This is a genomic window from Streptomyces sp. NPDC023481 (assembly GCF_055560195.1).
In genome coordinates, this window is sequence record NZ_JBVHJE010000001.1 from 352249 (window position 1) to 375985 (window position 23737).

18 protein-coding genes are annotated in these 23737 nt (G+C 70.8%); 14 read left to right on the forward strand and 4 right to left on the reverse strand.

Annotated features, from left to right (window positions below):
* The first annotated feature begins 5 nt into the window (after positions 1-5).
* The 14 genes from ACZ3ZD_RS01695 to recQ all read left to right on the forward strand — a co-directional run bounded on the left by ACZ3ZD_RS01695 (position 6) and on the right by recQ (position 17891).
* Positions 6-560 (forward strand): NuoB/complex I 20 kDa subunit family protein, encoded by a 555-nt coding sequence (locus ACZ3ZD_RS01695; RefSeq protein ID WP_007383964.1) that lies wholly within the window; start codon positions 6-8, stop codon positions 558-560.
* Positions 557-1330, forward strand: a complete 774-nt coding sequence (locus ACZ3ZD_RS01700; protein ID WP_467392392.1) for an NADH-quinone oxidoreductase subunit C — start codon at positions 557-559, stop codon at positions 1328-1330. The genes ACZ3ZD_RS01695 and ACZ3ZD_RS01700 overlap by 4 nt, the downstream gene beginning before the upstream one ends.
* Positions 1327-2649: an NADH-quinone oxidoreductase subunit D gene (locus ACZ3ZD_RS01705; RefSeq protein WP_467392394.1), complete on the forward strand. Its 1323-nt coding sequence runs from the start codon at positions 1327-1329 to the stop codon at positions 2647-2649. Before ACZ3ZD_RS01700 ends, ACZ3ZD_RS01705 begins: the two co-directional genes overlap by 4 nt.
* The gene (gene nuoE, locus ACZ3ZD_RS01710; RefSeq protein WP_467392396.1) at positions 2646-3512 is read left to right on the forward strand and encodes an NADH-quinone oxidoreductase subunit NuoE; all 867 of its coding nucleotides are present in this window, start codon (positions 2646-2648) and stop codon (positions 3510-3512) included. The genes ACZ3ZD_RS01705 and nuoE overlap by 4 nt, the downstream gene beginning before the upstream one ends.
* A complete protein-coding gene (gene nuoF / locus ACZ3ZD_RS01715; protein ID WP_467392398.1) occupies positions 3509-4858 on the forward strand; it encodes an NADH-quinone oxidoreductase subunit NuoF in 1350 nt (449 codons plus the stop codon). The genes nuoE and nuoF overlap by 4 nt, the downstream gene beginning before the upstream one ends.
* Complete coding sequence (locus tag ACZ3ZD_RS01720) at positions 4855-7359, forward strand: NADH-quinone oxidoreductase subunit G (protein ID WP_467392400.1); 2505 nt, start codon at positions 4855-4857, stop codon at positions 7357-7359. Before nuoF ends, ACZ3ZD_RS01720 begins: the two co-directional genes overlap by 4 nt.
* Positions 7356-8720: an NADH-quinone oxidoreductase subunit NuoH gene (nuoH, locus tag ACZ3ZD_RS01725; protein WP_467392402.1), complete on the forward strand. Its 1365-nt coding sequence runs from the start codon at positions 7356-7358 to the stop codon at positions 8718-8720. Before ACZ3ZD_RS01720 ends, nuoH begins: the two co-directional genes overlap by 4 nt.
* On the forward strand, positions 8713-9363 hold the full coding sequence (gene nuoI, locus ACZ3ZD_RS01730; protein ID WP_467392404.1) for an NADH-quinone oxidoreductase subunit NuoI: 651 nt from the start codon (positions 8713-8715) through the stop codon (positions 9361-9363). Before nuoH ends, nuoI begins: the two co-directional genes overlap by 8 nt.
* The gene (locus ACZ3ZD_RS01735; RefSeq protein ID WP_467392406.1) at positions 9360-10205 is read left to right on the forward strand and encodes an NADH-quinone oxidoreductase subunit J; all 846 of its coding nucleotides are present in this window, start codon (positions 9360-9362) and stop codon (positions 10203-10205) included. Before nuoI ends, ACZ3ZD_RS01735 begins: the two co-directional genes overlap by 4 nt.
* Positions 10202-10501, forward strand: coding sequence for an NADH-quinone oxidoreductase subunit NuoK (nuoK, locus tag ACZ3ZD_RS01740; RefSeq protein ID WP_365041201.1), 300 nt, complete (start codon positions 10202-10204; stop codon positions 10499-10501). Before ACZ3ZD_RS01735 ends, nuoK begins: the two co-directional genes overlap by 4 nt.
* 15 nt (positions 10502-10516) lie before the next feature.
* On the forward strand, positions 10517-12463 hold the full coding sequence (nuoL, locus tag ACZ3ZD_RS01745) for an NADH-quinone oxidoreductase subunit L (protein WP_467392408.1): 1947 nt from the start codon (positions 10517-10519) through the stop codon (positions 12461-12463).
* Positions 12464-12468: 5 nt separating this feature from the next.
* Complete coding sequence (locus ACZ3ZD_RS01750; protein ID WP_467392410.1) at positions 12469-14040, forward strand: NADH-quinone oxidoreductase subunit M; 1572 nt, start codon at positions 12469-12471, stop codon at positions 14038-14040.
* The gene (nuoN, locus tag ACZ3ZD_RS01755; RefSeq protein WP_467392412.1) at positions 14037-15686 is read left to right on the forward strand and encodes an NADH-quinone oxidoreductase subunit NuoN; all 1650 of its coding nucleotides are present in this window, start codon (positions 14037-14039) and stop codon (positions 15684-15686) included. Before ACZ3ZD_RS01750 ends, nuoN begins: the two co-directional genes overlap by 4 nt.
* A 213-nt stretch (positions 15687-15899) precedes the next feature.
* Complete coding sequence (gene recQ / locus ACZ3ZD_RS01760) at positions 15900-17891, forward strand: DNA helicase RecQ (protein WP_467392414.1); 1992 nt, start codon at positions 15900-15902, stop codon at positions 17889-17891.
* 28 nt (positions 17892-17919) lie between these two features.
* Here recQ and ACZ3ZD_RS01765 read toward each other — a convergent pair whose 3' ends face one another.
* The 4 genes from ACZ3ZD_RS01765 to ACZ3ZD_RS01780 are packed head-to-tail and all read right to left on the reverse strand — an operon-like array spanning position 17920 to position 23729.
* Complete coding sequence (locus ACZ3ZD_RS01765; RefSeq protein WP_467392416.1) at positions 17920-20691, reverse strand: fumarate reductase/succinate dehydrogenase flavoprotein subunit; 2772 nt, start codon at positions 20689-20691, stop codon at positions 17920-17922.
* An 11-nt stretch (positions 20692-20702) separates the two neighbouring features.
* Positions 20703-21491: an ABC transporter ATP-binding protein gene (locus tag ACZ3ZD_RS01770; protein WP_467392418.1), complete on the reverse strand. Its 789-nt coding sequence runs from the start codon at positions 21489-21491 to the stop codon at positions 20703-20705.
* The gene (locus ACZ3ZD_RS01775) at positions 21475-22389 is read right to left on the reverse strand and encodes an ABC transporter permease (protein ID WP_467392420.1); all 915 of its coding nucleotides are present in this window, start codon (positions 22387-22389) and stop codon (positions 21475-21477) included. The genes ACZ3ZD_RS01770 and ACZ3ZD_RS01775 overlap by 17 nt, the downstream gene beginning before the upstream one ends.
* Entirely contained in the window at positions 22386-23729 is a 1344-nt protein-coding gene (locus ACZ3ZD_RS01780) for an ABC transporter substrate-binding protein (protein WP_467392422.1), read from the reverse strand. Before ACZ3ZD_RS01780 ends, ACZ3ZD_RS01775 begins: the two co-directional genes overlap by 4 nt.
* Positions 23730-23737: the final 8 nt, after the last annotated feature.

The following is a 23737-nucleotide window of genomic DNA, read 5'->3' on the forward strand; positions in this document are numbered from 1 at the left end:
ACGACATGGGACTCGAAGAAAAGCTGCCGAGCGGCTTCCTGCTGACCACCGTCGAGCAGGCCGCGGGCTGGGTGCGCAAGGCGTCCGTCTTCCCGGCCACCTTCGGCCTGGCCTGCTGTGCCATCGAGATGATGACCACCGGCGCCGGCCGCTACGACCTCGCCCGCTTCGGCATGGAGGTCTTCCGCGGCTCGCCGCGCCAGGCCGACCTGATGATCGTCGCCGGCCGGGTCAGCCAGAAGATGGCGCCCGTCCTGAGGCAGGTCTACGACCAGATGCCCAACCCCAAGTGGGTGATCTCCATGGGCGTGTGCGCCTCCTCCGGCGGCATGTTCAACAACTACGCCATCGTCCAGGGCGTCGACCACATCGTCCCGGTCGACATCTACCTGCCCGGCTGCCCGCCCCGCCCCGAGATGCTGATGGACGCGATCCTCAAGCTCCACCAGAAGATCCAGTCCTCCAAGCTCGGCGTGAACGCCGAGGAAGCGGCCCGCGAGGCGGAGGAGGCGGCGCTCAAGGCCCTGCCCACGATCGAGATGAAGGGGCTGCTGCGGTGAGCGACGCGAACGGCACCCACGGAGCGGGTGAGGTGAACGGGTCCGCGAACGGGGTGAACCCCGAAAAGGACCTCTCCGCCTCCAACCTCCCCGGCCGCCGCGGCCAGGGCGGCGAGGAGATCCGCGTCCAGCGCGGCATGTTCGGCGCCGAGAACGGCGGCGACACCTCCGGCTACGGCGGTCTCGTCCGCTCCGTCCGGCTCCCCGGCCCGGCGACCCGGCCCTACGGCGGCTGGTTCGACGAGGTCGCCGACGAACTGGAGGGCGCCCTGGACGAACAGGGCCTCCTGCCCGACAACGCCATCGAGAAGACGGTCGTCGACCGCGGCGAGCTGACCTTCCACATCGAACGTGAACACCTGGCCCTCGTCGCCCGCACCCTGCGCGACGACCCGGCCCTGCGCTTCGAGCTGTGCACCGGCGTCAGCGGCGTCCACTACCCGCACGACAAGGGCCGCGAGCTGCACGCCGTCTACCACCTGCGCTCGATCACCCACAACCGGCTGATCCGCCTCGAGGTCAGCGCCCCCGACAGCGACCCGCACATCCCGTCGCTGGTCTCCGTCTACCCGACCAACGACTGGCACGAGCGCGAGACCTACGACTTCTTCGGGATCGTCTTCGACGGTCACCCGGCCCTGACGCGGATCATGATGCCCGACGACTGGCAGGGCCACCCGCAGCGCAAGGACTACCCCCTCGGCGGCATCCCCGTCGAGTACAAGGGCGCCCAGATCCCGGCTCCGGACCAGCGGAGGTCGTACTCGTGAGCACTTCCCAGGCTTCCCCTCGCGAGACCACCGAGGGCACCGTGTACACGGTCACCGGCGGCGACTGGGACGAGGTCGTCCAGTCCGCGGCCCGCGCCGACGACGAACGCATCGTCGTCAACATGGGTCCCCAGCACCCGTCCACCCACGGAGTGCTCCGCCTGATCCTGGAGATCGAGGGAGAGACGGTCACCGAGGCCCGCTGCGGCATCGGCTACCTCCACACCGGCATCGAGAAGAACCTCGAGTACCGCACGTGGACGCAGGGCACCACCTTCGTCACGCGCATGGACTACCTGACGTCCTTCTTCAACGAGACCGCCTACTGCCTCGCCGTCGAGAAGCTCCTCGGCATCGAGGACCAGATCACCGAACGCGCCAAGATCATCCGGGTGCTCCTGATGGAGCTGAACCGGCTCTCCTCGCACCTGGTCTGCATCGCCACCGGCGGCATGGAACTCGGCGCCACCACGATCATGATCTACGGATTCCGTGATCGTGAAATGATTCTCGACATCTACGAGCTCATCACGGGCCTGCGCATGAACCACGCGTACATCCGGCCCGGCGGACTCGCCCAGGACCTGCCGCCCGGCGCGGTGGACCAGATCCGCGAGTTCGTGAAGAAGATGCAGAAGAACCTCCCGGAGTACGACAAGCTCGCCACCGGGAACCCCATCTTCAAGGCCCGCATGCAGGACATCGGCTACCTCGACCTGGCCGGCTGCATGGCCCTCGGTGCGACCGGCCCGATCCTGCGCGCCACCGGCCTCCCGCACGACCTGCGCAAGGCGCAGCCGTACTGCGACTACGAGACGTACGACTTCGACGTCCCGACCGCCGACTCCTGCGACGCCTACGGCCGCTTCCTCATCCGCCTGGAGGAGATGCGCCAGTCGCTCGGGATCATCGAGCAGTGCCTGGACCGGCTCCAGCCCGGCCCGGTCATGGTCGCCGACAAGAAGATCGCCTGGCCCGCCCAGCTCGCCCTGGGACCGGACGGACTCGGCAACTCCCTCGACCACATCAAGAAGATCATGGGCACCTCCATGGAGGCCCTGATCCACCACTTCAAGCTGGTCACCGAGGGCTTCCGCGTGCCGCCGGGACAGGCGTACGCGGCCGTCGAGTCGCCCAAGGGCGAACTCGGGGTGCACGCCGTCTCCGACGGCGGCACCCGCCCCTACCGGGTCCACTTCCGTGACCCGTCCTTCACCAACCTGCAGGCCATGGCGGCGATGTGCGAGGGCGGCCAGGTCGCCGACGTCATCGTCGCCGTCGCGTCCATCGACCCCGTGATGGGAGGCGTCGACCGGTGACCACCTCTTCTTCCGAGCGGGGCGTCAGCCTGGGCATGCCCGAACTGCCCGCGCCGGCCTACCCGGACGACGTCCGGGCCCGGCTGGAGGCGGACGCGCGCGAACTCATCGCGCGCTACCCGGACTCCCGGTCCGCCCTGCTCCCGCTGCTCCACCTCGTGCAGTCGGAGGAGGGCCATGTCACGCGCACCGGCATGCGGTTCTGCGCGGACATGCTGGACCTGACCACCGCCGAGGTCACCGCCGTCGCCACCTTCTACACCATGTACCGGCGCCGGCCCTCCGGCGACTACCAGGTCGGCGTGTGCACCAACACGCTGTGCGCGGTGATGGGCGGCGACGCGATCTTCGAAACCCTCCAGGAACACCTGGGTCTCGGCAACGGCGAGACCACCGACGACGGCAAGGTCACCCTGGAGCACATCGAGTGCAACGCGGCCTGCGACTACGCGCCGGTGGTGATGGTCAACTGGGAGTTCTTCGACAACCAGACCCCGGCGAGCGCCAAGCGCCTGGTCGACGACCTGCGCGCCGACCGGCCCGTACAGCCCACGCGCGGGGCGCGGCTGTGCACGTTCAAGGAGACCGCGCGGATCCTGGCCGGCTTCCCCGACGAGCGGCCCGGGGCCGTCGAGGAGGGCGGCAGTGCGGGACCCGCGTCGCTGGTGGGCCTCCGCCTGGCAAGGGGAGAGGCCGCACCCGCACGCGTGGTCCATCCGCGCGGAGGTCCGCATGAGGAACCCCAGGACAGGGTGCACGAGCCGTCGCCGGCCGAGCACCTCAGTTCCCATGACGCGCCGCAGGAGACATCGGCCTCCGACCCGGCTCACCCCGCGGGGCCTACCGCAGAGGAGGGGGAGTGATGACCGTGGCACCCGAACTCAAGGACTCCAGCCCCGAGAAGCTGCTCGCACCCGTGCTGTCGGCCTTCTGGGACGAGGACCGGTCCTGGACCATGGACGTCTACCGGAGGCACGAAGGGTACGAGGGGCTCCGCAAGGCCCTCGCCATGTCCCCGGACGACCTGATCGCGTACGTCAAGGAGTCCGGGCTGCGAGGCCGCGGCGGCGCGGGATTCCCGACCGGAATGAAGTGGCAGTTCATTCCCCAGGGTGATGGGAAACCGCACTATCTAGTTGTCAACGCCGACGAGTCGGAGCCGGGCACCTGCAAGGACATCCCGCTCCTCTTCGCGAACCCGCACAGCCTCATCGAGGGCATTGTGATCGCGTGCTATGCCATCAGGTCGTCGCATGCCTTCATCTATCTGCGTGGTGAAGTCGTCCCGGTTCTGCGGCGGCTGCACGAGGCCGTGCGCGAGGCCTACGCGGCGGGCTACCTCGGCGAGAACATCCTCGGCAGCGGACTCGACCTCCAGCTCACCGTGCACGCGGGTGCTGGCGCGTACATCTGCGGTGAGGAGACCGCACTGCTCGACTCGCTCGAAGGCCGCCGTGGTCAACCGCGGCTCCGTCCCCCCTTCCCTGCGGTGGAAGGCCTCTACGCCTGTCCGACTGTGGTGAACAACGTCGAGTCGATCGCGTCGGTTCCCGCCATCCTGAAAAACGGCAAGGAATGGTTCAGGTCGATGGGCAGCGAGAAGTCCCCGGGCTTCACGCTCTACTCGCTCAGCGGCCACGTCGCGAGCCCCGGCCAGTACGAGGCCCCGCTCGGCATCACCCTGCGCCAGCTCCTCGACATGAGCGGCGGCATGCGGCCGGGCCACCGCCTGAAGTTCTGGACGCCGGGCGGCTCCTCGACGCCGATGTTCACCGACGAACACCTCGACGTCCCCCTCGACTACGAGGGCGTCGGCGCCGCCGGATCCATGCTCGGCACCAAGGCGCTGCAGTGCTTCGACGAGACGACCTGCGTCGTGCGGGCCGTGACCCGCTGGACCGAGTTCTACGCCCACGAGTCCTGCGGCAAGTGCACCCCCTGCCGCGAGGGGACGTACTGGCTGGTGCAGCTGCTGCGGGACATCGAGGCCGGCAAGGGCGTCATGTCCGACCTCGACAAGCTCGCCGACATCGCCGACAACATCAACGGCAAGTCCTTCTGCGCCCTCGGTGACGGTGCCGCCTCACCGATCTTCTCCTCGCTGAAGTACTTCCGCGAGGAGTACGAGCAGCACATCACGGGCCGGGGCTGCCCCTTCGACCCGGCCAAGTCGACGGCCTGGGCGGACCGCCCGGAGGTGAACGCATGACCGTGACCACCAACGCTCCCGCCGGTGGCGGAGAGGCGGCGGTCCCGCCGGAGGACCTCGTCACGCTGACGATCGACGGCATCGAGACCAGCGTGCCCAAGGGCACCCTGGTCATCCGGGCCGCCGAGCAGCTCGGCATCGAGATCCCGCGGTTCTGCGACCACCCCCTCCTGGACCCGGCCGGCGCCTGCCGCCAGTGCATCGTCGAGGTCGAGGGCCAGCGCAAGCCGATGGCGTCCTGCACGATCACGTGCACGGACGGCATGGTCGTGAAGACGCAGCTCACCTCGCCGGTCGCCGAGAAGGCCCAGCACGGCGTGATGGAGCTGCTGCTCATCAACCACCCGCTGGACTGCCCGGTCTGCGACAAGGGCGGCGAGTGCCCGCTGCAGAACCAGGCCATGTCGCACGGCAACGCCGAGTCCCGCTTCGACGGCAAGAAGCGGACCTACGAGAAGCCCGTACCGATCTCCACCCAGGTACTCCTCGACCGCGAGCGCTGCGTGCTGTGCGCCCGCTGTACCCGCTTCTCCAACCAGATCGCCGGCGACCCCATGATCGAGCTGCTCGAGCGGGGCGCGCTCCAGCAGGTCGGCACCGGCGAGGGCGACCCCTTCGAGTCGTACTTCTCCGGCAACACCATCCAGATCTGCCCCGTCGGCGCGCTCACCTCGGCCGCCTACCGGTTCCGCTCCCGCCCCTTCGACCTCGTCTCCTCGCCGTCGGTCTGCGAGCACTGCGCCGGCGGCTGCGCCACCCGCACCGACCACCGGCGCGGCAAGGTCATGCGGCGGCTCGCCGCCAACGACCCCGAGGTCAACGAGGAGTGGCTCTGCGACAAGGGACGCTTCGCGTTCCGTTACGCGCAGCAGAAGGACCGCCTCGACACCCCGCTCGTCCGGGGCGCCGACGGAGTTCTCGCGCCGGCCTCCTGGCCCGAGGCCCTGGAGGCGGCGGCGCGCGGCCTGAGTGCCGCCCGCTCCCGGGCCGCCGTCCTCACCGGCGGCCGGCTGACCGTTGAGGACGCCTACGCCTACAGCAAGTTCGCGCGCGTGGCGCTCGACACCAACGACATCGACTTCCGCGCGCGCGTGCACAGCGGCGAGGAGGCCGACTTCCTGGCCGCACAGATCGCCGGCCGCGGCCGTGACCTCGACGGTACGGGCGTCACGTACACCTCCCTGGAGAAGGCGCCCGCCGTCCTGCTGGTCGGCTTCGAGTCGGAGGAGGAGGCCCCCGGGGTCTTCCTGCGGCTGCGCAAGGCCTGGCGCACACGCAAGCAGCGGGTGTTCGCGCTGGCCACGCACGCCACCCGGGGCCTGGAGAAGGCCGGCGGCACACTGCTGCCGGCCGCACCGGGCACCGAGACGGAGTGGCTGGACGCCCTCGCGAGCGGCGTCGGCCTGGAGGAGCCTGGCACGCTCGCCGCCGAGGCCCTTCGCGCCGAGGGCGCCGTCATCGTCGTAGGAGAGCGGCTGGCCGGGGTCGCGGGCGGCCTCACCGCCGCCCTGCGCGCCGCCACCGCGACCGGCGCCCACCTGGTGTGGATCCCGCGCCGGGCCGGCGAGCGCGGCGCCGTCGAGGCGGGCGCGCTGCCCTCGCTGCTGCCGGGCGGCCGCCCGGCGACCGACCCGCGCGCGCGGGAGGAGGTCGCCGCCGTCTGGGGGCTCGCCGAACTCCCGCTCCGCTACGGCCGCGACACCCAGCAGATCATCGAGGCCGCCGCGAGCGGCGAACTGGCCGCGCTGATGGTCGCCGGCGTGGAGGTCGCCGACCTTCCCGACCCGGCACGCGCGCGTGAGGCACTGCACGGCGTCGGCTTCCTGGTCTCGCTGGAACTGCGGCCCAGCGAGGTCACCGAGCACGCCGACGTCGTCCTGCCCGTCGCCGCGGTCGCCGAGAAGGCCGGCACCTTCCTCAACTGGGAAGGCCGCGTGCGCTTCTTCGAGGCCGCGCTCAAGCCCGACCAGATGACCCGCCGGCTCGCGCCGACCGACGCGCGCGTCCTGCAGATGCTCGCCGACGCCATGGACGTCCACCTGGGCCTGCCCGATCTGCGCACCACGCGCGCGGAGATCGACCGGCTCGGCCCCTGGGACGGCCCCCGCGCCGGCGCACCCACGCAGACCGCGGACGTGCTGCCCCGCCCGGCCGTCGGCGAGGCCGTCCTCGCCGGCCACCGGCTGCTGCTCGACCAGGGCGTCCTCCAGGAGGGCGACGAGGCGCTCGCCGGCACCCGGCACGCCGCACGCGCGCGCGTGTCGGCCGCGACCGCCGCCGAGGCGGGCCTCGCGGACGGCGCGTCCCTGGCCGTCACCGGCCCCGCCGGCACGGTCGAACTGCCCCTGCAGATCACCGACATGCCCGACCGGGTGGTCTGGCTCCCGCTCAACTCCGTCGGCTCCGGCGTCGCCTCCGACACCGGGGCACGGCCCGGCTCCCTCGTCCGTATCGGCCCGGCGGCAGTCGCCGGAGAGGCACCCAAGGAGGTGGAGGCATGAGCCCGTACCTCGCCGCTGAAGACCTCTCGATGTTCGGCCGCGATCCCTGGTGGCTGGTCGTCGTCAAGGCGGTGTTCTGCTTCGCCTTCCTGATGGTGACCGTGCTGTTCTCCATCGTCTGGGAGCGCAAGGTCGTCGCCTGGATGCAGCTGCGCATCGGCCCCAACCGGCACGGCCCCTGGGGCATGCTCCAGTCGCTCGCCGACGGCATCAAGCTGATGCTGAAGGAAGACGTCATCGTCAAACGCGCGGACAAGGTCGTCTACGTCCTCGCGCCGATCGTCGCGGCCATCCCGGCGTTCATGGCGATCGCGGTGATCCCCTTCGGGCCGGCCGGCAACGAGATCTCGATCTTCGGCCACCGCACCACCATGCAGCTCACCGACCTGCCGATCGCGATGCTCTACATCCTCGCGGTCGCCTCGGTCGGCATCTACGGCATCGTGCTCGCCGGCTGGAGCTCCGGATCCACCTATCCGCTCCTCGGCGGCCTGCGCTCCTGCGCGCAGATGATCTCGTACGAGATCGCCATGGGCGCCGCGTTCGCCTCCGTGTTCCTGTACTCGGGGTCGATGTCGACGTCCACGATCGTCGAGCAGCAGCACGACCGCTGGTACATCCTGCTGCTGCCGGTCTCCTTCATCCTGTACATCGTCACGATGGTCGGCGAGACCAACCGCGCCCCCTTCGACATGCCGGAGTCCGAGGGCGACCTGGTCGGCGGCTTCAACACCGAGTACTCCTCCATCAAGTTCGCGATGTTCATGCTCGCCGAGTACGTCAACATGGTGACCGTCTCGGCCGTCTCCGCCACCCTGTTCCTCGGCGGCTGGCGCGCCCCCTGGCCGATCAGCGGCTTCTGGGCGGGCGCGAACCACGGCTGGTGGCCGCTGCTCTGGTTCGTCATCAAGGTGCAGCTGCTGCTGTTCTTCTTCATCTGGCTGCGCGGCACGCTCCCGCGGGTCCGCTACGACCAGCTGATGAAGCTCGGCTGGAAGGTCCTCATCCCGGTCTCGGTGACCTGGCTGATGCTCGTCGCGACCGTCCGCGCGCTGCGCAACGAGAACTACGACTTCGCCGACATCGCCCTCTACGTCGGTGGCGGCGTCCTCGCCCTGCTGCTGATCTCCTTCGTCGCCGACATGTTCCGCGCGAAGGGCAAGCCGGCCGAGCAGGTCGCCGACCAGCAGCCGGCCTTCGACCCGATGGGGGGCGGATTCCCCGTACCGCCGCTGCCCGGACAGCAGCTGCCGCCGGTGCCCAGGCGCCGCTCGCGCCAGGAGCGGGAGCTGATTGTCAGTGGTGGGTCGGACACTGTCAGTGACGGATCTTCGGATGGAAAGGAGGCGTCCGATGGCTGAGGAGCCTCAGGAGACCGGGCAGCCCAAGCCCGGCTTCCAGAACCCCGTGGCCGGCTTCGGCGTGACCTTCAAGGCCATGTTCAAGAAGCGGCTGACCGAGCAGTACCCGGAGCAGAAGAAGACCACGGCTCCGCGGTTCCACGGACGGCACCAGCTCAACCGCCATCCGGACGGCCTGGAGAAGTGCGTCGGCTGCGAGCTGTGCGCCTGGGCCTGCCCCGCCGACGCCATCTACGTGGAGGGCGCCGACAACACCGACGAGGAGCGCTACTCGCCCGGCGAGCGGTACGGCCGCGTCTACCAGATCAACTACGCCCGCTGCATCCTGTGCGGCCTGTGCATCGAAGCGTGCCCCACGCGCGCGTTGACGATGACCAATGAGTTCGAACTGGCCGACTCCAGCCGCGCCAACCTCATCTACACCAAGGAGCAGCTGCTCGCCGGCCTCGAGGAGGGCATGGTCGACACGCCGCACGCGATCTTCCCGGGGACGGACGAGCAGGACTACTACCGGGGCCTGGTCACGCAGGCCGCGCCCGGCACCGTCCGCCAGGTCGCCGTCTCCAAGGGCGAGGTCCCGCAGGAGGCCGCGTCCACGTTCGGCGAGGACGAGCCGGCCTCGGAGAAGGTGATCGGCCGATGAGCGCGCACCAGCTCGCCGCCTACACCACCTCCACCGGTGAGGCCTTCCAGTTCTGGGTCCTCGGCACGATCGCGGTGCTCGGCGCCCTGTGTACCGTCTTCATGAAGAAGGCCGTGCACAGCGCGCTCAGCCTCGCCGGCACCATGATCGTCCTGGCGGTGTTCTACCTCGCCAACGGCGCCTACTTCCTCGGGATCGTGCAGATCGTCGTCTACACCGGCGCGATCATGATGCTCTTCCTGTTCGTGGTGATGCTCGTCGGCGTCACCGCCGCGGACTCCCTGAAGGAGACCATCAAGGGCCAGCGATGGCTGGCCCTTCTGTGTGGCGTCGGCTTCGGTGTCCTGCTGTTCGCCGGCATCGGCAACGCCTCCCTGAAGGAGTTCGACGGCACCGGCCAGGCGAACGCGAACGGCAACGTGGAGGGCCTCGCCACCCTCATCTTCACCAAGTACGTCTTCGCCTTCGAAATCACCGGCGCGCTGCTCATCACGGCCGCCGTCGGCGCCATGGTGCTCACCCACCGTGAGCGCACCGAGCGCGCCCGGACCCAGCGCGAGCTGTCCGAACAGCGCATCCGCGAGGGCGCGCACATCCCGCCGCTGCCCGCCCCCGGGGTCTACGCCCGGCACAACGCCGTGGACATCGCGGGTCTGCTGCCCGACGGCACCCCGTCCGAGCTGACCGTCAGCAAGACGCTGCGCGAACGCGGCCAGATCCGAGACGTGTCCGCGGAGGCGCTCAACGACCTGCGGGCGCTGGAGCGGCGCGCGGAGGAGCGCCTGGAGCGCAGGGCGATCGAGCCGGAGACGTTCAAGCGGCCCGAGGAGGCGTCGAAGTGAACCCGGTCAACTACCTCTACCTCGCCGCCCTGTTGTTCACGATCGGCGCGACCGGCGTCCTGATCCGGCGCAACGCCATCGTGGTCTTCATGTGCGTCGAGCTGATGTTGAACGCCTGCAACCTCGCGTTCGTCACCTTCTCCCGGATGCACGGCAACCTCGACGGCCAGATCATCGCCTTCTTCACGATGGTCGTCGCCGCCGCGGAGGTCGTGGTGGGCCTCGCGATCATCGTGTCGCTGTTCCGTGCCCGCCACTCGGCCTCGGTCGACGACGCCAGCCTGATGAAGCTGTAAGGGGTCGGAAGAATCGTGGAGAAACTGATCGCGCTGCTCATCGCGGCGCCCCTGCTCGGAGCGGCCGTCCTGCTGACCGGCGGCCGACGCCTGGACCGCGTCGGCCACTGGATCGGCACGCTCCTGTCGGCCGCCTCCTTCGTGTTCGGCCTCGTCCTCTTCGCCGACCTCCTCGGCAAGGGCGCGGAGCACCGCACCCTCACGCAGCACCTGTTCAGCTGGGTCCCGGTGGCCGGCTTCCAGGCGGACGTCACCTTCCGCCTCGACCAGCTGTCCATGACGTTCGTGCTGCTCATCACGGGCGTCGGCTCGCTGATCCACCTGTACTCGGTCGGCTACATGGAGCACGACGACCGGCGCCGCCGCTTCTTCGGCTACCTGAACCTGTTCCTCGCGGCGATGCTGCTGCTCGTCCTCGCCGACAACTACCTGCTGCTGTACGTCGGCTGGGAGGGCGTCGGCCTCGCCTCGTACCTGCTGATCGGCTTCTGGCAGCACAAGCCCAGCGCCGCCACGGCCGCGAAGAAGGCCTTCCTGGTCAACCGGGTCGGCGACATGGGCCTGTCGATCGCGATCATGCTGATGTTCACCACCTTCGGCAGCTTCGCCTTCGGCCCGGTCCTCGGCCACACCGGTGACACGTCCGAGGGCAGGCTCACCGCGATCGGCCTGATGCTGCTGCTCGCCGCCTGCGGCAAGTCCGCCCAGGTACCGCTGCAGTCCTGGCTCGGGGACGCCATGGAGGGCCCCACCCCGGTCTCCGCCCTCATCCACGCGGCGACGATGGTGACCGCGGGCGTCTACCTGATCGTCCGCTCCGGCGCCATCTTCAACGCCGCCCCCGACGCCCAGCTGGCCGTCACCGTCGTCGGCGCGGTCACGCTGCTGTTCGGTGCGATCGTCGGTTGCGCCAAGGACGACATCAAGAAGGCCCTGGCAGGCTCCACCATGTCGCAGATCGGCTACATGGTCCTCGCCGCCGGCCTCGGCCCCGTCGGCTACGTCTTCGCGATCATGCACCTGGTGACGCACGGCTTCTTCAAGGCCGGCCTGTTCCTCGGCGCCGGATCCGTGATGCACGGCATGAACGACGAGGTCGACATGCGCCGCTACGGCGGCCTGCGCAAGTACATGCCGGTCACCTTCATCACCTTCGGCCTCGGCTACCTCGCCATCATCGGCTTCCCGGGCCTGTCCGGCTTCTTCTCCAAGGACAAGATCATCGAGGCGGCCTTCGCCAAGGGCGGCACCGAGGGCTGGATCCTCGGCGGCGCGGCCCTGCTCGGCGCGGCCATCACCGCCTTCTACATGACGCGCGTGATGCTGATGACGTTCTTCGGAGAAGAACGGTGGCGCAACGCCCCCACCCCGTCCCCGGCCGAACCCAGCGTGGAGCCCGCCGCCGAGACCCGCGGCGAACACGCCGAACCGCACCCGCACGAGTCCCCGAAGGTCATGACGATCCCGATGATCGTCCTGGCCGTCGGCTCGGTCTTCGGCGGTGCCTTCTTCAGCATCGGCGACCGCTTCCTGCACTGGCTGGAGCCCGTCACGGGCCACAGCGAGGGCAACTCCCCGCTCAGCGCGGCCACGGTCACCGGCGCGACCATGGTGTGCCTGGTCATCGGCGTCGCCATCGCCTGGGCCCAGTACGGCCGCAAGCCCGTCCCGGCCGTCGCCCCGCGCGGCTCGCTGCTCACCCGCGCGGCCCGCCGCGACCTCCTCCAGGACGACTTCAACCACGTGGTCCTGGTGCGTGGCGGCGAGCACCTGACGCGCTCCCTGGTGTACGTCGACCACACCCTGGTCGACGGCGTCGTCAACGGCACGGCGGCCGGCTTCGGCGGCCTGTCCGGACGCCTGCGCCGGCTCCAGAACGGCTTCGCCCGCTCCTACGCGGTCTCGATGTTCGGCGGTGCGGCACTCCTCGTCGCCGCGACCCTGCTGATGAGGGCGGTCTGATACCGATGTCCTTTCCCCTGCTGACAGCGACGGCGGCGCTCCCGGCCCTCGGGGCCGTCGCCACGGCCGCCGTACCGGCCGCCCGGCGCACCGCCGCGAAATGGCTGGCGCTGGTCGTCTCGCTCGCCACACTCGCCCTGGCGATCACCGTCCTGGTCCGCTTCGACCCGGGCGGCGACCGCTACCAGCTCACCGAGTCCCACGCCTGGATCAAGGACTTCGGGGTCAGGTACGAGCTGGGCGTCGACGGCATCGCGGTCGCACTGATCGCGCTGACCGCCCTGCTCATCCCGTTCATCATCCTGGCGGGCTGGCACGACGCCGACCCGCTGGAGACCGGCAGCCGCCGCTGGCGGCCCACCCAGGGCTTCTTCGCGCTGATCCTGGCGGTCGAGGCGATGGTGGTCATCTCGTTCGAGGCCACCGACGTCTTCGTCTTCTACATCTTCTTCGAAGCCATGCTCATCCCGATGTACTTCCTCATCGGCGGCTTCGGGGACCGCGCGCACGAGCACGGCGAGGAGACGGCCGCCACCCAGCGGTCGTACGCCGCGGTGAAGTTCCTGCTGTACAACCTGGTCGGCGGCCTCATCATGCTGGCCGCGGTGATCGGCCTCTACGTGGTCGCCGGGAACTTCTCCCTCACCCAGATCGCCGAGGCCCGCGCCAACGGCTCGCTGCACATGGCGACCAGCACCGAACGCTGGCTGTTCCTCGGCTTCTTCTTCGCCTTCGCGGTGAAGGCGCCGCTGTGGCCGCTGCACACCTGGCTGCCCAACGCCATGCAGGAGGCCACCGCCCCGGTCGCCGTGCTCATCACCGCGGTCGTCGACAAGGTGGGCACCTTCGCGATGCTCCGCTTCTGCCTCCAGCTGTTCCCGGAGGCCAGCAAGTGGGCGACGCCCGTGATCCTCGTCCTGGCCCTCGTCAGCATCGTCTACGGCGCGCTGCTCGCCGTGGGCCAGCGGGACATCAAGCGGCTGATCGCCTACGCGTCGATCTCGCACTTCGGCTTCATCATCATGGGCGTCTTCGCGATGACCAGCCAGGGCCAGTCCGGAGCCACGCTCTACATGGTCAACCACGGCATCTCCACCGCCGCGCTGATGCTGGTCGCCGGCTTCCTCATCTCCCGGCGCGGCTCGCGGCTCATCGCCGACTACGGAGGCGTGCAGAAGGTCGCCCCGGTGCTCGCCGGCACCTTCCTGATCGGCGGCCTGGCCACCCTGTCGCTGCCCGGACTGGCGCCGTTCGTCAGCGAGTTCCTGGTCCTGGTCGGCACGTTCACGCGCTACCCGGTGATCGGCGTCATCGCCACCCTCGGCATCGTCCTCGCCGCGCTGTACACCCTCGTGCTGTACCAGCGGACGATGACGGGACCGGTGAAACCGGCGGTCTCCGCGATGCCCGACCTCCGCGCGCGCGAGCTGGTCGTCGTCGCCCCGCTGATCGTGCTGCTGATCTTCCTGGGCGTCTACCCGAAGCCCGTCACGGACATCGTCAACCCGGCGGTCAAGCAGACCATGTCCGACGTCCACAAGAAGGACCCCAAGCCCGCAGTGGAGGCGGCCAAGTGAGCACACCAGCCGTCCACAGCCTGTGGACAACCGCGGCCGACCCGATCTCGAAGATCGACGCGCCGAAGATCGAATACGCACAGTTGTCGCCGACTCTGATCGTCATCGGTGCGGCGCTGGTCGGAGTGCTCATCGAGGCCTTCGTACCGCGCAAGTCGCGCTACTACGCCCAGGTGTTCGTGTCCGCCGTAGCCCTGTGCGCCGGGTTCGCCGCGGTCGTCGCGCTGGCCGCCGACGGGTACGGCACCACCAAGGCGCACATCGCGGCCATGGGCGCCATCGCGGTCGACGGCCCGGCCCTCTTCCTGCAGGGCACCATCCTGCTGGCCGGCCTGGTCGGACTGTTCACCTTCGCCGAGCGGCGCCTGGACCCGGCGGCGCACGGCAACCGCGTCGACTCCTTCGCCGCGCAGGCTGCCTCCGTACCCGGCAGCGACAGCGAGAAGGCCGCCGTGAAGGCCGGCTTCACCACCACAGAGGTCTTCCCGCTGCTCCTCTTCGCCGTCGGCGGCATGCTGATCTTCCCCGCGGCGAACGACCTGCTGACCCTGTTCGTCGCCCTGGAGGTCTTCTCCCTCCCGCTGTACCTGCTGTGCGCGCTGGCCCGCCGCAAGCGCCTGATGTCACAGGAGGCCGCGGTCAAGTACTTCCTGCTCGGCGCGTTCGCCTCCGCGTTCACCCTGTTCGGCATCGCGCTGCTGTACGGCTACGCGGGCTCGGTGTCGTACGCCCGCATCGCCCAGGTCGTCGACGGCACGGCCACCGACGTCGACCCGGCACTCGCCAACACCATGGGCAACGACGCGCTGCTGCTGATCGGCGGCGCCATGCTCGTGATGGGCCTGCTGTTCAAGGTCGGCGCCGTGCCCTTCCACATGTGGACGCCCGACGTCTACCAGGGCGCGCCCACCCCGGTGACCGGCTTCATGGCGTCGGCGACCAAGGTGGCCGCGTTCGGCGCGCTGCTGCGCCTGCTCTACGTCGTCCTGCCCGGGCTGCGCTGGGACTGGCGGCCGGTCATGTGGGCCGTCGCGATCATCACCATGCTGGGCGGTGCGGTCGTCGCCATCACCCAGACCGACATCAAGCGGCTCCTGGCGTACTCGTCCATCGCGCACGCCGGCTTCATCCTCGCGGGTGTCATCGCCACGTCGAAGGACGGCGTGTCGTCCGTCCTCTTCTACCTGGCGGGCTACTCCTTCGTCACGATCGGCGCCTTCGCCGTGGTCACCCTGGTCCGCGACGCGGGCGGCGAGGCCACCCACCTGTCCAAGTGGGCGGGCCTCGGCCGCCGCTCGCCGCTCGTGGCGGCCGTGTTCGCGGTGTTCCTGCTGGCCTTCGCCGGCATCCCGCTGACCTCCGGCTTCGCCGGGAAGTTCGCCGTGTTCAAGGCGGCGGCGGACGGCGGCGCGGCACCGCTGGTCGTGATCGGTGTGATCTCGTCGGCCATCGCCGCGTTCTTCTACATCAGGGTGATCGTCCTGATGTTCTTCAGCGAGCCGAGGCCGGAAGGCCCGACCGTCGCCGTCCCCTCCCCGCTGACCACGGTCGCGATCGGCCTGGGCGTGGCGGTGACCCTGGTCCTCGGCGTGGCCCCGCAGTACTTCCTGAACCTGGCAAGCCAGGCGGGAGTATTCGTCCGCTGACGACCCGGTCACACCCGCCGCTGCCCGGCACCCGCGTTCAGGGGGTGCCGGGCAGCAGTCCGTCTGACCCTCGAACCTGTGAACGACATTCGCGTCCCTGACGTGCTGTTCCTCGGCGGCCCTGTGGATAACTCCGGGGCTGTCGGTCCGGACCCCTATGGTGGAGGCAGCGGTCGAGAGACGACACACGGGGGACCGACGGGGGACAGGACGATGGGCGTGACGGGCGGTATCGGCGAGATGACACAGGCGACCGAGGGGCCGGACGCGGTCGACAGCGAGGCGTTGGCCACGCTCCACCGGGTCTTCGGATACGACGCCTTCCGGGGCGAGCAGCAGGCGGTCATCGAACACGTGGTGGCGGGCGGCGACGCCGTCGTCCTCATGCCGACCGGCGGCGGAAAGTCGCTCTGCTACCAGATCCCGGCCCTGGTCAGACCCGGTACGGGCATCGTGATCTCCCCGCTGATCGCGCTCATGCAGGACCAGGTGGACGCCCTGCGGGCCCTCGGCGTCCGGGCCGGCTTCATGAACTCCACGCAGGACTTCGACGAGCGCCGCGTGGTCGAGGCCGAGTTCCTGGCCGGCGAACTGGACCTGCTCTACCTCGCGCCGGAGCGGCTGCGCCTGGACGCCACACTGGACCTGCTCTCCCGCGGCAAGATCTCCGTCTTCGCGATCGACGAGGCCCACTGTGTGTCCCAGTGGGGCCACGACTTCCGCCCCGACTATCTCGCCCTGTCCCTGCTCGGCGAGCGCTGGCCGGACGTCCCGCGGATCGCCCTCACCGCCACCGCCACCCACGCCACCCACCAGGAGATCACCCAGCGGCTGAACCTGCCGACGGCCCGGCACTTCGTCGCCAGCTTCGACCGGCCCAACATCCAGTACCGGATCGTGCCCAAGGCCGACCCCAGGAAGCAGCTGCTCGCCTTCCTCCGGGAGGAGCACCCCGGCGACGCCGGCATCGTGTACTGCCTCTCCCGGAACTCGGTGGAGCGTACGGCGGAGTTCCTGACCGCCAACGGCATCCAGGCGGTGCCGTACCACGCGGGCCTGGACGCGGCCACGCGCGCGGCACACCAGTCCCGGTTCCTGCGCGAGGACGGCCTCGTCGTGGTGGCGACCATCGCGTTCGGCATGGGCATCGACAAGCCGGACGTACGTTTCGTCGCCCACCTGGACCTGCCCAAGTCGATCGAGGGCTACTACCAGGAGACCGGCCGGGCGGGCCGCGACGGCCTGCCGTCCACGGCCTGGATGGCGTACGGCCTGAACGACGTCATCCAGCAGCGCAAGCTGATCCAGTCCGGCGAGGGCGACGAGGCGTTCCGCCGACGGGCAGCCGCCCACCTCGACGCCATGCTCGCGCTGTGCGAGACCGCCCAGTGCCGCCGCGGCCAGCTGCTCGCCTACTTCGGCCAGGACCCCGACGCCGCCGGCTGCGGCAACTGCGACACGTGCCTCACCCCGCCCGAGACCTGGGACGGAACGGTCGCCGCGCAGAAGGTGCTGTCCACGGTCGTACGGCTGCAGCGGGAGCGCGGGCAGAAGTTCGGCGCGATGCAGATCGTCGACATCCTGCTCGGCAAGCGCACCGGCAAGGTGATCCAGTTCGACCACGACCAGCTGTCCGTCTTCGGCATCGGCCAGGACCTCACCGAGGGCGAGTGGCGCGGCGTCGTCCGGCAGCTGCTGGCCCAGGGGCTCCTCGCGGTCGAGGGGGAGTACGGCACGTTGGTCCTCACCGAGGCGAGCGGCTCGGTGCTGCGGCGGGAGCGCGAGGTGCCGCTGCGCAAGGAGCCGAAGAAGCCGGCCGCCTCCCGGTCCCGGTCCGCCGGCGGCGACCGCAAGGGAAAGGCCGCCGCGGCCGAGCTGCCCGCCGCGCTACTCCCCGCCTTCGAGGCCCTGCGCGCCTGGCGCGCCGAGCAGGCCCGGGAACAGGGCGTCCCGGCGTACGTCATCTTCCACGACGCCACCCTCCGGGAGATCGTGACCCGGTGGCCCGGTTCGGTGCGGGAACTGGGCACGGTGGGAGGTGTCGGCGAGAAGAAGCTGGCGACGTACGGCGAAGGCGTGATCGAGGTGCTGGCCTCCCTGAACGGGGCGGCCGAGCCCGCCGGCGACACCCCGGCCGCCGCCGACGGGCCGGACGACCACTGGCCCGAGCCGGCGGACGAGCCGGAGCCCGACGACTGGATATAGCCCGCTGCGGCCCCGCGCGGGGCGCGGCTCACAGCGCCCGCGCCGCGTAGGCCCGGACGTCCGCGTCCGAGTCGGCCGTGGCCGTGGCGAGGGCCGCGCGTGCCTCCGCCGAGGCCCGGTGCCCGCTCAGGGCCAGGACCGCCGCCTTACGGACGTCGGCGTTCGGATCGGCGAGCGCCTTGGCGAGGGCGGGGACGGCCGGGTCGGCGGGCGCGGCCGTCAGCGCGGTCGCGGCACCGGACCGTACCTGCCAGGCCGGATCCGACAGGGCGGCCACGGCACGCGCGGCCAGCGGCGGCGGGCAGCCGGTGGCGGCCAGCGCGCCGAGCGCGGCGCCGCGCACCAGCGGATCGCCGTCCACGGTGAGCCGGTCCAGCGCCGCGGTGATCAGGTCCCGGCCGGCCGGGGCGACGGCAGCGGAGCCGACCGTTGCCAGGGCCTTCGCCACGGTGACCCGGACCTCCCGGGAGGGATCGTCCGCCGCGCCCGCCAGCGGCCCGACCGCGTCCACCGAGACGAGCGCCCGCACGGCCTCCGTCCGGACGGCGATGTCGGGGTCGTCGAGCGCCGCCGCGAACACCCCGGCCTCGCCGAGCCGCAGCGCCCGCAGCACATCGAGGGCAGCGGCCCGGACCACGGGGTCGGCCTGGGCGAGCGCACCGGCGAGCGCGGCACCCAGAGCGGGCTCGGGCGGCAGCGTCTCGACGAGCTCCCGCAGCGAGGCCGCGGCGGCCGCACGGACCCCGGAGTCCGGGTCGGCGAGCGCACCGGCGAGAGCCTCACCGGTGCCGGGCGGCACGGTCTCCGTGAGCACCGCGACGGCCGTACGGCGCACAGCGGGATCGGTGTCCGCCAAGTACGGCTCGACCGAGGCGAGTTCGGGCTCCGCCTCGGCCAGGCCCAGCAGCTCCAGCAGCCGGGGAGAGGCCGCGTCCCGCGGGTTCGCCCCGCCCACGGAACCGGCATCGGCGGCAGGCGCGGACGCGGGCCGCACGGTCACCGGTGCCACCTCGCGGGACCCGGCCGTGGCCACGTGCTCGGGACGGACCTCGCCCAGATGCCGGGGGGGACCGCCGACAGGCGTGAACTCCTCCACCGGCACCAGATAGGGAGCCACGGGACGGGCCGTGAACTCCATCGCACCAGAGGGGGACTTGTGCAGATCGAGATGGTGGAACCAGGAGACGTCGTCGCGCCCGGGATGGTCGAGACGATCATGGTAGAGGCCCCAGCGGGACTCGGTACGGGCCAGGGAAGCGCGGGCGGCCATCTCCGCGCAGTCGCGTATGAAGGAGACCTCGGCACAGCGCATCAGCTCGTGCGGGGTGCGGGCACCCATCGCGGCGATGTCGGCGCGCATCCGCTCGAACGCCTCCAGCGCGAGGGAGAGCCGCGCGCCGGACTTCGGCGGTGCCACGTAGTCGTTCACGAAGCGGCGCAGCTTGTACTCGACCTGGGGCTGCGGCGGGCCGTCCGGGTTGCGCAGCGGGCGGTAGACCAACTCGTGGGCCTCGCGTACCTGGTCCGCGGGAAGCTCACCGTCGTACGCCCGGTACCGGGCGGCATCCGCGCCCGCGAGGTCACCGAAGACGAAGGCGCCGATCATGTAGTTGTGCGGGACGCAGGCGAGGTCCCCGGCGGCGTACAGGCGGGGGACGGTCGTCCGCGCGTGGTCGTCGACGCGGACACCCGAGGCGGAGTGGCCACCGCACAGGCCGATCTCGGAGATGTGCATCTCGACGTCGTGGGTGCGGTAGTCGTGCCCGCGGCCGGCGTGGAAGGTGCCGCGGGTGGGCCGCTCGGTGGAGTGCAGGATCGACTCCAGGGCGGAGATCGACTCCTCGGGCAGATGACTGAGCTTGAGGTAGACCGGGCCCCGGTCGCCGGCGACCTCGGCGGCGAACTCGGCCATCATCTGCCCCGACCAGTAGTCGGAGTCGACGAAACGCTCGCCGTGCCGGTTGACCTGGTAGCCACCGAACGGGTTGGCGACGTAGGCGCAGGCCGGACCGTTGTAGTCCTTGATCAACGGGTTGATCTGGAAGCACTCGATACCGGTCAGCTCGGCGCCCGCGTGGTAGGCCATGGCGTACCCGTCACCGGCGTTGGTGGGGTTCTCGTAGGTGCCGTAGAGGTAACCGGAGGCGGGCAGGCCGAGCCGGCCGCAGGCACCGGTCGCGAGGATCACCGCGCCCGCGCGGATGGTGACGAACGCGCCGGTACGGGTGTGGAACCCGACCGCACCCACGGCCCGCCCGTCCGCCGTGAGGACCCGCACCGGCATCACCCGGTTCTCGATCCGGATCCGCTCCCGCATCTCGCGCCGCCGCAACTGCCGGTACAGGACCTTTTTGACGTCCTTGCCCTCTGGCATCGGCAGTACGTACGAGCCGGAGCGATGGACCTGGCGGACCGCGTACTCGCCGTGCTCGTCCTTCTCGAACTTGACCCCGTACGACTCCAGCCGCTGCACCATCGCGAAACCGCGCGTGGCGGTCTGGCGGACGGTGGACTGGTCGACGATGCCGTCGTTGGCGCGGGTGATCTCGGCGACGTAGTCGTCGGGTTCGGCACGGCCGGGGATGACCGCGTTGTTGACGCCGTCCATGCCCATGGCGAGCGCGCCGGAGTGCCGGACGTGGGCCTTCTCCAGCAGCAGGACGTTCGCGCCGTGCTCGGCGGCGGTCAGGGCGGCCATGGTGCCGGCGGTGCCGCCACCGACGACGAGGACGTCGCAGGTCAGCTCCTCGGCATCCGTGACGGCGGGAATCTGCAGGGGAGTGGGCGCGAGGGTGGTCACCGGGATGCCTTTCAGGAGCCGAGCGAGCTGAGGACGGCGCGGCGCAGCGCCACACGGGCCGGATCGTCGAAGGCCCCACGGTCACGGGGGCGCGGCACCTCGCGTACGGCGGACACCCGCCCCGCACCGAGCAGGGCCACCCGGTCACCGAGGAAAAGGGCCTCGTCCACGTCGTGCGTGACGAACACGACGGTCGCGCCCGTGCCCCGCAACACCTCCACCAGCAGGTCCTGCATGCCGGACCGGGTCTGCGCGTCGAGGGCGCCGAAGGGCTCGTCCATGAGGACCACCCGCGGGCTGTCGGCCAGCGCCCGGGCCAACTGGGCGCGCTGGCGCTGTCCGCCGGACACCCGGTGCGGCAACTGCCCGGCCTGCTCGCTCAGTCCGACCCGCGCCAGCCACGACTCGGCGCGGGAACGCCGCTCCGCGCGCGGGACGCCCCTGATGGCCAGCGGGAGTTCGACGTTTCCGCGCAAGGTGCGCCAGGGCAGCAGCGCGTCCTCCTGGAAGACCAGGGCCCGGTCGGCCGACGGCCCGGTCAGCGCGCTGCCGTCGGCCTCGGCGGTGCCGCCCAGCGGCGCCAGCAGCCCGGCGAGTGTCCGCAGCAGCGTGGACTTGCCGCAGCCGGAGGGGCCGACGACGGTGAGGATTTCACCGGGGCCGACCTCCAGGTCGACGCCCGAGAGGACCGGCGCGTCCGGGCGGCCGAGGACGGCGGAGCGGAAGGCGAGCCGGGAGCCGCGCACGCCCTCCGTCACCGGTGCGGCGGGAGCGGCAACGGTCTCAGACGAGGTGCTCATCACGGGCCTCCTCGGTGTGGTTCTGGCCCTGCTGCTCGGACTGGGCCTGCTGCTCGGGTTCGCCGTCGGTGCGGGCTGGGGCGGCGAGCCGCCGGGGCGCCCGGGGACGGCCTGCGGGGACGTACGAGGTGCGGGGCAGCCAGCGGGTCAGCCGGCGGCCGAGGAGTTCCACGGCCGTGGAGGTGATCCAGCCGAGCACGCCGATCGTGACCATGCCGACGAAGACGCCGGGGTAGTTCACCACCGTGTAGTCCTGCCAGGTGCGGTAGCCGACCCCGTACTGGCCGGAGATCATCTCGGCGGAGATCACGCAGATCCACGCCACGCCGATGCCCACCGACAGCCCGCCGAAGATGCCGGGCAGGGCTCCCGGCAGCACGACAGAACCGAGGATCCGGAGCCGGCCCGCGCCCATGGTGCGCACCGCCTCCTCCCAGAGGGGGGTCAGCGCGCGGACCGCGTGCCGGGTGGAGACCAGCACGGGGAAGAAGGCGGCGGTGCAGGTGATGAAGACGATGCCCTGCTCGTTCGAGGGGAACAGAAGGATCGCGACCGGGACGAGGGCGATCGCCGGGATCGGCCGGATGACCTCCAGCACCGGGCCGAGCAGGTCCTCGGCCAGGCGGGAGCGGGCCACGAGCACGCCGGTCGCCACACCGAGGACGGCCGCCAGCGCGAAGCCGGTCAGGATGCGGGTGAGGCTGTCGGCCAGGTCGGTCCAGTAGCCGTCGCCGGAGAGCCGGTCGGCGAAGGCGCGGGCCACGTCGGTGACCGTCGGGAACTGCGAGAACCGCAGCCACAGGTCGACGTGCAGGCTGGTCAGCAGCTGCCACACGCCGAGCGCGACGGCCAGGGACACCACCCGCAGGGCGTACCGGGTCAGGGGCCGCCGGTTCATGAGGCCCGCTCCAGAGCCTCGCGGTACGACACCGTGCGGGCGCCGCCGTGACGGGAGAGGTAGTCCTGCGCGGTGGCCGGGGCGACGAAGGGCAGCAGCCGGTCACCGTCGGCCACCCAGACCGCCTTGTCGGCGAACCAGCGGGTGCCGGTGGTGGCGTCGGGCACGTAGGCGGCGCGGATGCCGTCCTGGTGCGCGGCCAGGTAGGCCAGCAGTTGCTTCGGGGACGCGTAGGAGAGGGTCTTCTCGCTGCCCGTGGGCCACACCTCGCTCGCGGCCGGCGGGGGCGACGCGGTGAGCCGCTTGGCGTACGACGTGCCCAGGGCCCTCTTCACGTACTGGTCGTCGACGAAGGAGTCCACGTCGATGTCGCCGGTCAGCTTGGCGGACTTCAGCACGGACACGTCCTGCTTCAGGGCGGAGACGAGCCGAGGGGCGAGCGCCGGGTTGAACGTGGCGATGCCGTGGGCACCGTTGTACAGGTAGACGACCTCGGCGGGCAGGCCGGTGGCCTCGGCGACCTTCTCGGCCGCGGTGACGGGATGACCGTTGAGGTAGTCCGTCGCCTGGGCCTGCGCCTTGAGGAAGGCCTCCAGGACGGCCGGGCGCCGGCGGGTGAAGTCCTCGCGGGCGGTGACGCCGTGGAACGTGGGCAGATTCAGCTGGGCGCCGTCGTACAGGGCCTTGGCCTTGCCCTGGAAAGCGAGCAGGCCCGGCCAGGCGACGAACTGGGACAGCGCGTCCACGCTGCCGGCCGACAGCGCCGAAGCACCCACCGCGGGCTGCTGGTTGAGCTTGGAGATCCCCTTGTCCGGGTCGATGCCGGCTCGCTGGAGGGCGCGTACGAGCGTGCCGTCGGCGGCCGATCCGACGCTCGTGGAAACCTTTTTGCCCTTCAGGTCTTTCAGGGACGTGAACGCGGAGCCGGGTGCGGTGACGATGGTGTTGAGGCCGCCGCGGAGGTTGTAGCCGGTGACGGAGACCAGGTGAGCCGGCCGGCCGAGCTGCTTGCCGCGGGCAGCGTTGAGCAGCAGCGGGAAGTCACCCATCGAGCCGATGTCGATCTTCCCTGCGGTCATCTGGGCGGTGATCGGGGCGCCGGTGGCGTAGTCCTGCCAGTCGACCTTGTACGTGTGGCCGTCGTGCAGGGAGTTGAGCTGCTTCTCGAAGTACCCGAGGGAGCGCAGCAGGGTTCCGGCGGTGACGGTGTTGATGGTCTTGGACTGGTAGCCGACGGTGACGGTGACCGTGGAGCCGCTGCCCGCCTCGGCGCTGCCGCCGCAGGCGGACAGGGGCAACAGGAGCGCGGCGGTGGACAGGGCGACTGTCGTGCGTTTCATGGCGGGGG

Bases quoted from the DNA above. Each gene is read 5' to 3' on its own strand.
- recQ (WP_467392414.1), top strand. From the start codon at position 15,900: ATGGGCGTGACGGGCGGTATCGGCGAGATGACACAGGCGACCGAGGGG.
- ACZ3ZD_RS01735 (WP_467392406.1), top strand. From the start codon at position 9,360: ATGAGCGCGCACCAGCTCGCCGCCTACACCACCTCCACCGGTGAGGCC.
- ACZ3ZD_RS01720 (WP_467392400.1), top strand. From the start codon at position 4,855: ATGACCGTGACCACCAACGCTCCCGCCGGTGGCGGAGAGGCGGCGGTC.
- ACZ3ZD_RS01750 (WP_467392410.1), top strand. From the start codon at position 12,469: ATGTCCTTTCCCCTGCTGACAGCGACGGCGGCGCTCCCGGCCCTCGGG.
- nuoI (WP_467392404.1), top strand. From the start codon at position 8,713: ATGGCTGAGGAGCCTCAGGAGACCGGGCAGCCCAAGCCCGGCTTCCAG.
- ACZ3ZD_RS01780 (WP_467392422.1), bottom strand. From the start codon at position 23,729: ATGAAACGCACGACAGTCGCCCTGTCCACCGCCGCGCTCCTGTTGCCC.
- ACZ3ZD_RS01775 (WP_467392420.1), bottom strand. From the start codon at position 22,389: ATGAACCGGCGGCCCCTGACCCGGTACGCCCTGCGGGTGGTGTCCCTG.
- ACZ3ZD_RS01695 (WP_007383964.1), top strand. From the start codon at position 6: ATGGGACTCGAAGAAAAGCTGCCGAGCGGCTTCCTGCTGACCACCGTC.
- ACZ3ZD_RS01770 (WP_467392418.1), bottom strand. From the start codon at position 21,491: ATGAGCACCTCGTCTGAGACCGTTGCCGCTCCCGCCGCACCGGTGACG.
- nuoH (WP_467392402.1), top strand. From the start codon at position 7,356: ATGAGCCCGTACCTCGCCGCTGAAGACCTCTCGATGTTCGGCCGCGAT.